We start from the raw sequence: 13,435 nt of genomic DNA, 5'->3' as shown, positions 1-13,435 counted from the left end.
TTTTATACGCTTGGTTGCGACCCGATGGCTCGTCCACACAGGGAATATCCTCTGTCACGCATGTAACGAAATTACCGCGAAGAACAATAATCATTCTTCAGCATGTAATGTCGAAATTACCGCCCCCGACGCGAGATCATGGGGTTCCACCTCCGCCAGCCATTCGCGCCCGGCACGCCCGAAGCTGCCCTTTTCGATGCATGGTAATCCCGGCGCGGCAGACCGTCGCAATTCGTGGATCCCTGCAGAGCACAAGAAATTTCATGCACTTGGCACACAGATATGCCCAATCGATTTGCAGGACGAGGCCGATTGTGCGAGCCATGGTCCGGTCAAGCGATGTCGAGCGCCTCCAGCAGCGGAGAAAGGCCCATGTCGATCGCGCAGCACAGGCCGCGCCTGCCGCTCGCTCGCATTGTCGAGATGAACGTCGGCTTCTTCGGCCTGCAGTTCAGCTTCGGCCTGCAGCAGGCGAACATGGGGCCCTTCTACGGCATCCTCGGCGCCAGCGAGGCAATCATGCCGCTGCTCTGGCTGGCCGGCCCGATCACCGGCCTTGTCGTCCAGCCGATCATCGGCGCCATGAGCGACCGCACCCAATCGCGCTACGGCCGCCGCACGCCCTATTTCCTGATCGGCGCGGTGATCTGTTCGCTGTGCCTTCTGGCCATGCCCTATTCGCCCACGCTCTGGGTTGCCGCGAGCATGCTGTGGCTGCTGGATGCAGGCAACAACATCGCGATGGAGCCCTATCGCGCCTATGTCGCGGACCGCCTGGCGTCCGACCAGCGACCGACCGGCTTCCTAACCCAGAGCGCCTTCACCGGCCTGGCCCAGACCCTGTCCTATCTCAGTCCTTCGCTGCTGACCGCCGCGATCGACCGCAACGCGCTCGATCCCAACGGCATTCCCATCGTGATCCGCATCGCTTTCGTGATCGGCGCGATCCTGTCGATCACGACGATCGTCTATTCCGTCTGGCGCGTGCCGGAGCTGCCGCTCAGCGAAGAAGAACGCGCGCATATCGAAGAATCCCCGCTCACCGCGGGTGCCACCTTGCGCGAGATCGGCAGTGCCATCCGGCAGATGCCGCGCCCCATGCGCCAGCTCGCGCTGGCCATGCTGTGCCAGTGGTACGCGATGTTCGTATACTGGCAGTACATCGCCTTCGCGCTGTCGCGCTCGCTGTACAATACCACCGATCCCGGTTCGGAAGGTTTCCGTTCGGGCATACTGACCGCGCAGCAATTGGGCGCCTTCTTCAACTTCATCGCCTTCCTTGCCGCCCTCGCCCTGATCCCGATCGTCAACCGCCAGGGCGCACGCAGCGTTCACGCCGCGTGCCTTGCGGCCTCGGGCCTCGCCATGCTGGCAATCCCCAACGTCGGCTCGCCGTCGCTGCTCTACGCGCTCATGCTGGGAATCGGCCTGGGTTGGGCGGGCATGATGGGCAACACTTACGTCATGCTCGCCGATTCCATCCCGCCCGAGCGCTATGGAATCTACATGGGCATCTTCAACATGTTCATCGTCATTCCCATGCTGATCGAAACGCTGACGATGCCCCTGATCTACACGCCCCTGCTCGGTGGGGATTCACGCAATGCGCTGATGCTGGCCGGGATGCTGATGCTGCTCGGCGCGATTGCGACACTGTTCGTTTCGGCAGGTGGCAAGCCAAGGGTTCGTTAATGATTATGAATAAGTAGTCATCTCCATGACAAGCAACTTCCTGCCCGCCCCCCTTGGTGGTAAGAGCCGCGGCCGGAATGGGGACATATGAAGAATAACGAAAATCACCCCGGCAAGAACGGGGAACAGCAGAAAGTCCGCACTCTAGCCGATCTGGCCCGCATCGCCGGCGTCTCGGCCGGCACGGTTTCGCGCGCCCTGGCCGGCAAGTCGCTGGTCAATGCCGAGACCCGCGATCGCATCCAGACACTGGCGCGCGAACACGGCTTCCGACCCAACCAGATGGCAAGCAAGCTGCGCTCGCAGAAGACCGGCCTGATCGGCGTGGTGATCCCCCTCGGCCACGAAAAGCGTCAGCATGTCTCCGATCCGTTTTTCCTCACCCTGCTCGGGCAAATCGCCGACGAACTGACCGAAAGCGGCTACGACGTCATGCTGCGCCGCGTAATCCCCGACGATACGACCGACTGGCTGGAACGGTTGACCGGTTCGGGGATGGTCGACGGCGTCATCGTCATCGGCCAGTCGGACCAGTTCGACGTCATCGAAAGCGTCGCCGAACATTACCATCCGATGACCGTGTGGGGACATCGCACCCCGGGACAGACGCACTGCGTGGTCGGAACCGACAATGCCCTTGGTGGCCGCATGGCCGCAGAACACCTGATCGCGCGCGGCGCGCGCAGCCTTGCCTTCCTCGGCGTCACGACCGGCATCGAGATCAGGGCCCGCTACGAGGCAGCCAAGGCCGTTGCCGAAGCTGCGGGGATCCCTCTGGTCCACCTGCCTATCGACCTTGCAGCGGCCACGATGGGGCCCCAGCTCGAAGCGGCCTTGCCTGACTGCAAGGCCGATGGCCTGTTTGCAGCGTCCGACCTGATCGCGATGTCGGCGCTGCGCGTGCTGCACCAGATCGGGCGCAAGGTACCCGACGACGTGCAGATCGTCGGCTTCGACGATCTGCTGCTCGCCTCGCAGACGATGCCGCCGCTCACGACGATCCGGCAGGAAATCGGTCTGGGGGCAAAAGCGCTGGTCGACAAGCTCAAGGCGCGCATCTCCGGGGAAGATACCGACCACCTCGTCAACGCACCGCAACTGATCGTGCGCGAATCGACCAGAAAGGCCGCCTGACCTTTTTTCGGGTCGCAAGCCGTTGCTTTAGCGCAGGTTCAGGTTCCAGGCGCTAAGGGTGGCGCCGGACTATCGTTCAGCGTTCCCAGATACCGGGAGAAGCAACCATGGCTATTCGCCCCATCCCCGTCGTCCTGCTGGCAGGAGCAGGTGCCCTTGCGTTCGCAGTCGGAACCATGCTGCCCGCCGAAAGCAGCAGCGCGGCAAGCCGCATTCCCCCGCCCCCGGCTGAAAAGGCGGTGCCGGGCAGCGATCAGGTGGCGGTTCTGGCCGGAGGCTGCTTCTGGGGCATCGAGGGGCTTTACGAACATGTGCGCGGGGTGAAGTCCGTCACCTCGGGCTATGCCGGCGGGACAAAGAGCACGGCCAACTACGGCGACGTCTCCTCGGAGAAGACCGGACACGCCGAAGCCGTGCGGATCGTCTACGATCCGGCCAAGGTCAGCTACGGCACCTTGCTGCAGATCTATTTCTCGGTCGCCCACGATCCGACCCAGGTGAACCGCCAATACCCCGATGTCGGCCCCAGCTACCGCTCTGCCATCTTCCCGCAGAACGCCGCCCAGCGTGCCACCGCCGAAGCCTATATCGCCAAGCTAAGCAAGGCGAAGAGCTTCTCGAAACCGATCGCCACCAAGCTGGAAAGCGGGACTTTCTATTCTGCCGAAGCCTATCATCAGGACTTCATGCGCAAGAACCCGCAGCACCCCTACATCGTGCGGTGGGACAAGCCGAAGCTGGCCGCGTTCCGCAAGGAATATCCCAGCCTATACCGCAACTGAACAGGGGCCGTAACGGCCCACTTATCTGACAGCGTGCAGCACACTGCAATCTGCGGTAGAACCCTGGTCGATCAAACCTGCCGGGGGGCCGTCATGATCAGGCGTCTTTGCACCGCTATGCTGCCCTTGTTGTTGGCGGCATGCTTCCAGAGTGAAAATCCGCATTTCGAGCGCTCCGTCCTCGTCCAGCCGGCTGACCTGCTCGGCCAGCGCCTGAATATCGACGATGCGCCCTCATCTATCGCCTACGACCTGTTCCGCCGGGACAAGAACGGCGGCGTCATCTGGGTCACCGACCGCAAGGGCGCGGAAACGACGCACAATCAGGTGATCCCCCTTGCCGGGCCCGACTCCTTCCTCTTCGTGATGAACACGGACGAGGAAACGGTTCAGTACGCAGTGCTTGAACGGTTGAAGTCGCGCGCATGGGGCATGAGTACGATCGAACTGTCCCGCGAGACCCCGTTCGCGGACCAGAACGTGGCTTACGCACGCAGCATTGCCGCACGTCACGGACTGAGCCTGCATGTTGGCGATGGCACCACGATCGAAAGCCCGCTTACGGCCGATGCGGTGCTGGCACTGTTTCGCGATCCCGAGTTCCTTGGCGCCCTGAGCATGCAACGCAGTACGATATTATTGGCGCCGGGCGCGCGCGCAGCGCCGGGCGAGGAACTGCGGCTCGATCCGGACTCGATGCCACCCGCGCTGGTCGGAGTGAACCTGCAACCCGGCACCTTGGGAAGGCTGGACGGACTGGCAAAGCCCGAGGGGCTGGCCGGCCGCTACCTTCAGGCCAACCCCTATCACGAGGATGGGCTCCTCCCGACGACCGTTCGCCTTCTCGACACCGGCCAATTCGAGGTTTCGACCAAGGACAGCCGGCGCGTACTCCTCAGCCTGTTCCCGTTCAATGAAGCCGAAGGCCAGTACCTGGCCATCAAGGACCTGGAATACGCAGACGAGGACAACCCGAGCCACGCAGTGAGCATCGAATATGTCGTTCGCACGAGCGATGGCTGGATTTTCCAGTCCGTCACCGTGCAGGAATGCGTTGCCCGCTCGGCAATCGTCGCCATGCACCGCGATCTAATGAAGCGCGCGGCCCTGCGCCATGGCCTGACCTGGAATGGCTCCGACCTTTCAGGCCTCAAAAGCATCGGCCAACTCGCCGCCCTGTTTGGCGACGGCCAGTTCACTTCCGGCCTGACCGTGGACGACGAGCATGTCGAACGGCTGTTCTCTCACGAGAGTATCCAGAGCAAGTTGCTGGACGAATGAACCAGAAGGCATGGGTCGGGGGAGTCCAAAGGTGCACCTCCCGGCAGAACTAGATCGCCAGCCCGGCCGCCCTCGCGCTCGCCCAGGCCCACTGGAAATTGTAGCCGCCCAGCCAACCGGTGACATCGACGGCCTCGCCGATCGCGTAAAGGCCGGGCACCTTCAGCGCTTCCATGGTCTTGGACGAAATTCCGCGCGTATCGATTCCGCCGGCCGTCACTTCCGCCTTGGCGAAGCCCTCGCTGCCATCGGGCACGAAGGGCCAGCGCGCCAGCTTCGCTTCCGCCGCGCCGAGCGCCTTGTCGGAGAGGTTGCCGAGATCGCCGGAAAGGCCGAGCCTGTCGCACAGCGCCTGGGAAAGGCGATCTGGGAGGTCTTCGCAGAGCAGCTTGCGCAAGGTCGCCTTGGGGCGATCGCGCTTGGCCTGCTTCAGCCAGCCTTCCGCGCGATCCGGCACGAACTGCGTGGTCACGGTATCCCCGCGCTGCCAATAGCTGGAGATCTGCAGGATCGCCGGGCCGGAAAGGCCGCGGTGGGTAAACAGCGCCGCCTCGCGAAAGGCCGGAGCCCCCTTCCCCTTGCCCTCTATCCGGGCGATCACTTCGGTCGACACGCCCGAAAGCTCGCGGAACAGCGTATCTTCGCCCGGCAGGGTCAAGGGCACCAGAGCCGGGCGCGGCTGCACGACCTTGAGGCCGAACTGGCGCGCCAGATCGTAGGCGAAGCCACTTGCCCCCATCTTCGGGATCGACGGACCGCCGGTCGCGATCACGAGAGCGGGCGCGCTGGCCTCGTGATCGCCATAGCGCACGCGGTAGGCGCCGTCGGCATGGTCGACGCCGCCGATGGCGTCGCCACAGTGGACCACGACACCGCCTCTGGCGCATTCCTCCAGCAGCATCGCAACGATCTGCTTGGCGCTCTGGTCGCAAAAGAGCTGGCCCAGCGTCTTTTCATGCCAGGCGATGCCGTAGCTTTCCACCAGCGCCAGGAAATCCTGCGCGGTATAGCGGCTGAGCGCCGACTTCGCGAAATGCGGATTCTGCGACAGGTAACGGTCGGATCCGGTATGGATATTGGTGAAGTTGCAGCGCCCGCCGCCGGAAATCAGGATCTTCTTGCCCACTTGCTCGGCATGGTCGAGCAGCAGCACGCGCCGCCCGCGCTGGCCCGCCGTGGCAGCACAGAACAGCCCGGCCGCGCCTGCGCCGAGCACGATTGCATCGTAGCTGTCGATCACGCGGGAACCGGCTCGGGCACCAGTTCGAGCGCCAGAGCCTCGGCCACGCGAATGCCGTCGACCGCGGCGCTGAGGATGCCGCCCGCATAGCCGGCACCTTCACCTGCCGGGTAGAGACCGCGGGTGTTGAGGCTCTGGTAGTCGCGTCCGCGGGTAATCCGCACCGGCGAGGAGGTCCGCGTTTCAACGCCGGTCATCACGACGTCGGGATGATCGTATCCCGGCACCTGCCGACCGAACACGGGCAGCGCCTCGCGAATGGATTCGATCACATAGTCGGGCAGACACTCGCTGAGGTCGGTCAGGTGCACGCCAGGCTGATAGCTGGGCGTGACGACTCCGAATTCGGTCGAGGACCGTCCGGCGAGGAAGTCGCCCAGTTTCTGGCCTGGTGCCTTGTAGTTGGAGCCGCCCGCCTTGAACGCCAGTTCCTCGAACTTGCGCTGGAAGGCGATGCCCGCCAGCGGATCGCCGGGATAGTCGCGCTCCGGGTTGATATCGACGACGATGCCGGAATTGGCGTTGAACTCGGCACGCGAGTACTGGCTCATGCCGTTGGTGACGACGCGGCCTTCCTCGGACGTGGCGGCCACGACGCGCCCGCCCGGGCACATGCAGAACGAATAGACCACGCGCCCGTTCGAACACTTGTGCGAGATCGAATAGGCCGCTGCACCCAGGATCTTGTTGCCCGCACTCGGTCCGTAGCGCGCGGTATCGATCCAGCCTTGGGGATGCTCGATGCGCACGCCGATGGCGAAGGGCTTCGCCTCGACATGCACGCCGCGCTCATGCAGCTTGTAGAAGGTATCGCGCGCGGAATGGCCGACGGCCATGATCACATGACGCGCGGGAAGGTATTCGCCGGTCGACAGATGCAGGCCAACAAGGCGACGTTCGCCGTCGGCGTCCCGTTCGATCTCGAAGTCCTCGACCCGGGTCTGGAAGCGATATTCCCCGCCCAGCTTCTCGATCGTCTCGCGCATCGACATGACCATCGTCACCAGGCGGAAGGTGCCGATATGGGGATGCGCCTCGGTAAGAATGTCGTCCGGCGCACCCGCCTTGACGAATTCGGACAGAACCTTGCGGCCAAGATGGCGCTGGTCCTTGATGCGGCTGTAGAGCTTGCCGTCCGAGAAGGTCCCCGCACCGCCTTCGCCGAACTGCACGTTGCTTTCCGGGTTCAGCACCGAGCGGCGCCACAGGCCCCAGGTGTCCTTGGTCCGTTCGCGCACAGCCTTGCCGCGTTCGACGATGATCGGCTTGAAGCCCATCTGCGCCAGCACCAGCCCGGCCAGCAACCCGCATGGGCCGGCGCCGATCACGACCGGCCGCGGACCGTCGTAGTTCGCAGGCGCATGGGTCACGAACTTGTAGGACGTGTCCGGCGTCGGGCGCACGTGCTGGTCATCGGCGAAGCGGGCCAGTACCTCGGCCTCGTTGCGCAGGACGACATCGAGCGAATAGACCAGCTTGATCGCGGCCTTGCGGCGGGCATCGTTGCCCCGGCGCACGATGGTCATGCGCTCAAGATCGGCCGGTTCGATGCCAAGGCGGTCGATGACGGCCTGCTCGAGCTCGGCGGAACTGTGATCGAGAGGGAGTGCCAGGTCGGATAGGCGAAGCATGGCGACGCCTTATACGGGATAGCGTCCGCATGCCATGGCCTTGCGACCTGCTCGCAGGATTTTAATCCAGAACCGAGGCAAGCCACTGAGAGGCTTCGGCAAGAGCCTGCTCGGCAATAGAGGAAATCGCCACCGCCTCCAGGAAGCTGTGCGTGGCACCGTCGTAGATCTTCAGGTGCGTCTCGACGCCCGCCGCGGTCAGGCGTTCGGCCATCAGCACGTTCTCGTCGAGGAGAATGTCGCAGCGCGCGACGCACAGCCAGCTCGGCGGCAAATCGTGCAATTCTGCATGGAAAACGCGGGCGCGCGGATCCATCCTGTCGGGCGTGAGCGCATCGGCGCCAAGGTAGCTTTCCCAGAACTCGTCCATCTCGGGCCCGGTCAGCATATAGCGATCGCCGTCGCCGTAACGCCCGTAGCTGGCGCGCCATTCGCCGTCGAAGGCCCCGTAATTCAGGAGCAGTCCGCAGGGCATTGCGGCCCCGGCATCGCGCCGGTCGATGGCCGCGGCAACCGAGAGATTGGCGCCCGCACTGTCACCGCCAAGGGCAAAGCGCGCCGGATCGAGCCCGTGATCGGCACCGTTCGCGGCCAGCCAGTCCAACACTTGCGCAATGTCATCCAGCGCGCGGGGGAAGCGGTGTTCGGGCGCCAGCGCATAATCGATACCGAGAACGGCGCACCCGGAGCGCGCCGCATATTCGCGCATCAGGCGGTCATGCGTATCGATGCTGAACAGGGTCCAGCCGCCGCCGTGGAGATAGACGAGCACCGGCAGGTCCGCTTCCGCCACCGGTCGGTGGATCCGGACGCGGACCTGGGACGGTCCGACGCGCAGCTCTTCGCTGGCATGCATCGCAGGGCCGCCCCGCACCCATGGCTCGCGCTGACGCTCGGCAATCGCACGCCGTTCCGGCGCGGACAGCCCGGGCCGCGAACCGAGCGCGGCCGAGGACGCGAACATGCGGTTCAGGAAATCCCGGATCTGCGGATCGACGTCGTCGTTTTCGAACATGAACTTCTCTTGGAGCACGGCCGGAGCATCCGGCGCTCGCCCTCTCGTATCGGAAGGGATCTGCGGCCCGGCGGGAGGGAGAGGAAAGGCGCCGGGCCGCAGTCTTGGCTGGCTTCGTCAGAAGTCAGCCGAGATCGAAGCCTTGAAGGTCCGCGGCTGGCCTTGCAGCAGGGCCGAGGAGAAGGCGTCGTAGGCGGAGGCCCAGTACCGCTTGTTGGCGACGTTATCGACGTTGAAGCGCAGCGTGACGGGCACGTCGCCAGCGGCGAGCACGTAGCGCGCGCCGAGGTTGAACACGGCCCAGTCCGGCAGGCGCAGCGTGTTGGCCGCGTCGACCCACTGCTTGCCGGTGTAGATCACGCGCCCGGTCAGGGTCAGGCCCTCGATCATCGGGGTATCCCACTCGATGTTCGCATTGGCGGTCCAGTCCGGCACGCCCTTGGCGTCGTTGCCCTCGGTCGCATCGCCGGTCTTGGTCAGCTTGGCGTCGTTGACCGCGAGACCCGAGATCAGGCGCAGGCCATGCGCAATCTCGCCATTGAGCGTAATTTCCATACCGCGGTTGCGCTGCTCGCCGTTGACCGCGAAGACCAGCGTATCGTTATCGATGAAACCGTTGGGCTTCTTGATCTGGTAGAAGGCGAGGCTCACGAACATCGGGCCGATCTTGCCCTTGCCGCCGAACTCGTACTGGGTCGAGACGTAGGGCGGGAAGACCTCGCCGAAGTTGGCCGCACCGAAGCCTGCCGTCGGCCCCTGCTGCAGCGCCTCGATCCGGTTGGCATAGAGCGAGAGCCCCTCGACCGGCTTGACGACCACGCCGACGACGGGCGTCACTTCATCGGCATCATAGGTCGAACCCAGCACACCGCCGTCATAGTAGCCGTAGGACTTGATGTTGAGCGTCTGCAGGCGAAGGCCGCCGGTCACGAGAATGCGATCGTCAAGGAAGCCGACGGTATCGGAAGCAAATGCCGACCACAGCCGCGTGCGCGAGATCGGATAGGGGTCGTCGAGGTCGCCGCCGACCAACGAGGAACTCAGCGGATCGAGCTGCGGCGTATCGTAGAGATTGGTCGGGAAGCCCGCGAAACCGTCACCGTAGAGGAAGTCGAAGGCATTGCGGTTGACCTGCCAGCTGGCATTGCCGCCCACGACGATCTCGTGCGTGACCGCGCTGCCCACCTTCACGCGGGCACCGGCTTCGGCCGCTTCGTTGTTGTCGGTACGCGGCACGTAAAGGGCATTGCCCGATCCGTCGCCGGTGGTCGCATCGAACAGGTTGAAGCCGCCGTAGATGCCGTCCTCACTGCCGTCGCGCGCGCCGGCCTTGGCCCAGAGCGTCGCATTCTCGGCAAAGTCGTACTCGAAGTTGAAGACGCCGAAGATGTCGCGCAGCTTGCTGTAGGTGTACTTCTGCGCGTAGTTCGCGCCGGCCTTGGGCACCCGCGGGATGGTCGCGGTGAAGATCGTCACCTTGGGGCGCAGATCGTCGACCCGTACCTTCTGGTAGCCGAGATCGAGCGAAACGCGGACCGGGCCGTTGGACCAGTCGAAGCCGGCACCCAGCACGCCCGACATGCGATCCTCGCGGTCGATGCCAAGCTGGCCGTCCTGGTAGTTGCCGTTCACGCGCACGCCGAAATCGCCGAAGCGGCGCGATACGTCGAAGCTGCCGCCGAAGTGCGAGTCCGAAGTATAGCCCGCGGTCACGCGGTTGAGCGGCGCGTCGCCGGCGCGCTTGAGCAGCAGGTTGACGCTGCCGCCAAGGCCCGAACCGCCCGGGGCTGCGCCGTTGAGGAAGGCCGAGGAGCCATTGAGCACCTGGACGCTCTCGAACAGTTCCGGCGCAATCAGCTGGCGCGGGGTGATGCCGTAGAGGCCATTGAGGCCGACGTCGTCGCCGAACAGCTCGAAGCCGCGGATGACGAAACTTTCCGCCGCATTGCCGAACCCGTAGGTCGTGCGCACGGTCGGGTCGTTCTCGAGCACTTCGCCAAGCGACTTGGGCTGCTGGTTGAGGATCAGCGTTTCATCGAAGCTGCGCACGTTGAAAGGCAGGTCTTCGGCCGCCTTGTTGCCCAGCACGCCCGCCGAACCGCCATTCTCGACGTGGGTGGCGTTGACCCGCTGTGCGGTAACGACGATTTCCCTGGAGTCCTGGGCGGCGGCCGGGCTGGCGATGGCGCAAAGCGCGGCGGCGAGGACGGTCAGGCTGCCGCGCTGCCGGAGCGCCGCGGAAACACTGGTGCGAGTGACCTCAAAATCATTCTTCATGTTAACCCCCACTGGCAAACGATCTTCGCTCTTGCGATCTGCTCGTGTCGGGCGGTCCTCCCTGCGGGCCGCCACTTCGCCACAATCCCCCCGCCCATAGTCCAGCAAAACATCCAAGTTTTGTGAGTTCAGGGGACCAAGGGATCGGCCGTGGACTTTCTTCCCTCCCAACCGGGTCTCCACGACCCGCGCCTTGTCCAACGCTTCCGGATCGATCCGCGTAAGGTCTCGATCCCAAACGACAAAATCGGCAAATCGGCCCGAAGCAAGGATTCCCGTGTGGGCTTCGTGCCTTGCCGCCCGGGCCGCACCGCACAGGCAACATAACATGACTTCGCGATATTCGAGATGCCGAACCGGCTGCCTAGCCGTGGAAGCCGCAGCCGTTAGTGCTGAGCGGGAATGACCGCGACAGGATGAAAGGACCGGAAGCGAACCGCCCTGGCGCAAACATACCGCTCGGCCGCCACAGATCCCAACGGGAGAAAGATCTGCGGCGGCCGAGTCTCCTGATCAATGCGTACCCGTCGGGCTCTTTGCCAATGTGCCGCAATTAGCGCCCGAAATGGTGTCCAAAACGTCCAGATCGAAAAAAACGATGGGGCCAATTCGATCGCGCGAAATCGAGGATAATCCGCGCCACTCTCGCTCCTGCGCAAGCAAGCGGGCCTCCGGATCGAGGCCGGGATGACGAGCGGTGCGCGCGTTACAGCCCCGGCCGCTCAACCCGCCTTGGTGGCCGTCGCGAGAGCTGCGATCGCGCGTTCGGCTTCCGCTTCGTTGAGACTGGCAAAGCCGAGGCGCATGCCCTTGGCCGCCGTTTCGCGAGCCATGAACGAGCGGTGGCTGGCAAAGCGCAGCCCCTGCTCCCGCGCCCGAACCTCGATCGGGTCGAGATCGCCGGAAAAGCGCAACCAGAAGGCCAGACCGCCATCCGGAACCGCGAACTGGCAATGTTCGCCCAGATGCTCGTGCAGCAGCCGGGCAAAGGACTCGCGCCGCTCGGAATAGACCCGCCAGGCCTTGCGGGCATGGCGCCGCACCTCGCCGCTGCGGATCAACTCAGCGGCGGCATCCTCCGTCACCGTATTGCCCATGCCGTCGGTCAGCGAAACACGGTGGGCGATGGCATCGATGACCTTTTTCGGCGCGGCCATGTAGCCGATGCGCAGGGCAGGCAGAAGCAGCTTGGACATCGATCCGAGGTAGATCACCTGGCCCGGGGCATAGCCTGCCATCGGCAACAGCGGCTGCGACTGGAAGTGGAATTCGTGATCGTAGTCGTCCTCGATGATCGCCACGCCGAACTGGCGGGCAAGATCGAGGATCTGCAGGCGTCGCTCGGGCCGCAGGGCGACCGTCGTCGGGAACTGGTGGTGCGGCGTCAGGAAAATCGCGCGCACCGCGTGGCGGCGGCAGCACTCCTCCACTTCGGCGACGTCGATGCCTTCCTCGTCGAGACCGACCGGGATGACCTTGCCACCCAGCGCCCGGATCGCCGCGACCGCGGGTTCGTAGGTCAGTTCCTCGACGATCACCGTGTCGCCCGGCTCGATCAGGACCTGCAGCGCAAGAAACAGGCCGTTCTGGCTGCCGCGGGTAATGCAGACGTTCTCCATCGAGACCGGCAGGCCGCGCTGGCTGCGCAGCATTTCGGCCACCTGTTCGCGCAGACCCTCCGATCCGCGCGGATCGCGGTATTGCAGGCGGTTCGCGCGCGAGGCCCGGCTGATCGCCGAACGATAGGCTCGGGCGAGCTGGTCGGCGGGAAACAGCCGCCCGTCCGGCGCGCCTTCGTCGAGCTTGATCCCCTTGCCGCCGGGCAGGGCCAGTGCGCGCTCGGGCGGCTCGGCGAAGCGGTAGTGGATCTGGTCGAGCTTCATGCCCGGTTCGGCGCTCGCCTGCGGCGACGGGCTGCTGGGCAGCGAGCGCGAGACCATGGTGCCGCGGGTCCCCTCGGTCGAGAGCCAGCCTTGCGCGATGAGGTCCTCGTAGGCGAGGACCACGGTCTTGCGGTTGACGCCCAGCGCGCCGGCCAGTTCGCGGCTGCTGGGCAGGAACGTGCCGGAGGTCAGGCGCCCGGTCTCGATATCCCGGATCAGGGCGTGGATGATCTGCATGTAGATCGGCGTCCCGCGTTCGGGATCGATCCGTTCACTCAAGGTGACCTGCCAGGGCCGCAGCATATTTTCAGTCTCCCGTGGGCGTCGTTCACGCGCCCTCCACGCCGCCTGCCTAACAGGCCCCAGCGCGTTGGACCATAGAGATATTCAGTATTGGCACTTGTGCTGGACCAGTCCGACGATGATCAAGGACACTCGGGCACGACGACAGGGGCAAGACAATGGGCGCAGACTGGACCGCGCGCGCAAGACAGGACGGC

9 protein-coding genes and 1 pseudogene are annotated in these 13,435 nt (G+C 64.6%); 4 read left to right on the top strand and 6 right to left on the bottom strand.

Annotated features, from left to right (window positions below; all coding sequences use genetic code 11):
* The first annotated feature begins 372 nt into the window (after window positions 1-372).
* The 4 genes from B5483_RS15235 to B5483_RS15220 all read left to right on the top strand — a co-directional run bounded on the left by B5483_RS15235 (window position 373) and on the right by B5483_RS15220 (window position 4,889).
* Window positions 373-1,692 carry an MFS transporter gene (locus tag B5483_RS15235; RefSeq protein ID WP_079731048.1) on the top strand — a complete coding sequence of 440 codons (1,320 nt, stop codon included), beginning with the start codon at window positions 373-375 and terminating at the stop codon, window positions 1,690-1,692.
* Window positions 1,693-1,779: 87 nt separating this feature from the next.
* Window positions 1,780-2,826, top strand: coding sequence for a LacI family DNA-binding transcriptional regulator (locus tag B5483_RS15230; protein ID WP_079731047.1), 1,047 nt, complete (start codon window positions 1,780-1,782; stop codon window positions 2,824-2,826).
* Window positions 2,827-2,933: 107 nt separating this feature from the next.
* Window positions 2,934-3,608 carry a peptide-methionine (S)-S-oxide reductase MsrA gene (gene msrA, locus B5483_RS15225; protein WP_079731046.1) on the top strand — a complete coding sequence of 225 codons (675 nt, stop codon included), beginning with the start codon at window positions 2,934-2,936 and terminating at the stop codon, window positions 3,606-3,608.
* A 93-nt stretch (window positions 3,609-3,701) separates the two neighbouring features.
* Window positions 3,702-4,889 (top strand): hypothetical protein, encoded by a 1,188-nt coding sequence (locus tag B5483_RS15220; protein WP_139384032.1) that lies wholly within the window; start codon window positions 3,702-3,704, stop codon window positions 4,887-4,889.
* A gap of 49 nt (window positions 4,890-4,938) precedes the next feature.
* On the opposite strand, the gene B5483_RS15215 is transcribed toward B5483_RS15220, so the two are convergent.
* The 6 genes and pseudogenes from B5483_RS15215 to pdxR form a co-directional block, all read right to left on the bottom strand.
* A complete protein-coding gene (locus B5483_RS15215; RefSeq protein WP_079731044.1) occupies window positions 4,939-6,129 on the bottom strand; it encodes a BaiN/RdsA family NAD(P)/FAD-dependent oxidoreductase in 1,191 nt (396 codons plus the stop codon).
* Complete coding sequence (locus tag B5483_RS15210; RefSeq protein ID WP_079731043.1) at window positions 6,126-7,760, bottom strand: NAD(P)/FAD-dependent oxidoreductase; 1,635 nt, start codon at window positions 7,758-7,760, stop codon at window positions 6,126-6,128. The genes B5483_RS15215 and B5483_RS15210 overlap by 4 nt, the downstream gene beginning before the upstream one ends.
* A gap of 61 nt (window positions 7,761-7,821) precedes the next feature.
* Window positions 7,822-8,775 carry an alpha/beta hydrolase gene (locus B5483_RS15205; RefSeq protein WP_079731173.1) on the bottom strand — a complete coding sequence of 318 codons (954 nt, stop codon included), beginning with the start codon at window positions 8,773-8,775 and terminating at the stop codon, window positions 7,822-7,824.
* A 117-nt stretch (window positions 8,776-8,892) separates the two neighbouring features.
* Window positions 8,893-11,052: a TonB-dependent receptor gene (locus B5483_RS15200; RefSeq protein ID WP_079731042.1), complete on the bottom strand. Its 2,160-nt coding sequence runs from the start codon at window positions 11,050-11,052 to the stop codon at window positions 8,893-8,895.
* Between the two features lie 165 nt (window positions 11,053-11,217).
* Window positions 11,218-11,382: pseudogene (locus B5483_RS23525) on the bottom strand (amidohydrolase family protein); the annotation flags it as partial.
* Between the two features lie 392 nt (window positions 11,383-11,774).
* Window positions 11,775-13,238: a MocR-like pyridoxine biosynthesis transcription factor PdxR gene (gene pdxR / locus B5483_RS15195; RefSeq protein WP_079731041.1), complete on the bottom strand. Its 1,464-nt coding sequence runs from the start codon at window positions 13,236-13,238 to the stop codon at window positions 11,775-11,777.
* Between the last annotated feature and the right edge of the window lie 197 nt (window positions 13,239-13,435).

Origin of the sequence: Novosphingobium mathurense (genome assembly GCF_900168325.1) — a bacterium.
GTDB lineage: Bacteria > Pseudomonadota > Alphaproteobacteria > Sphingomonadales > Sphingomonadaceae > Novosphingobium > Novosphingobium mathurense.
The sequence above is the reverse complement of the archived record's forward strand: the minus strand, read 5'-3'. Positions and strand labels throughout refer to the sequence as shown.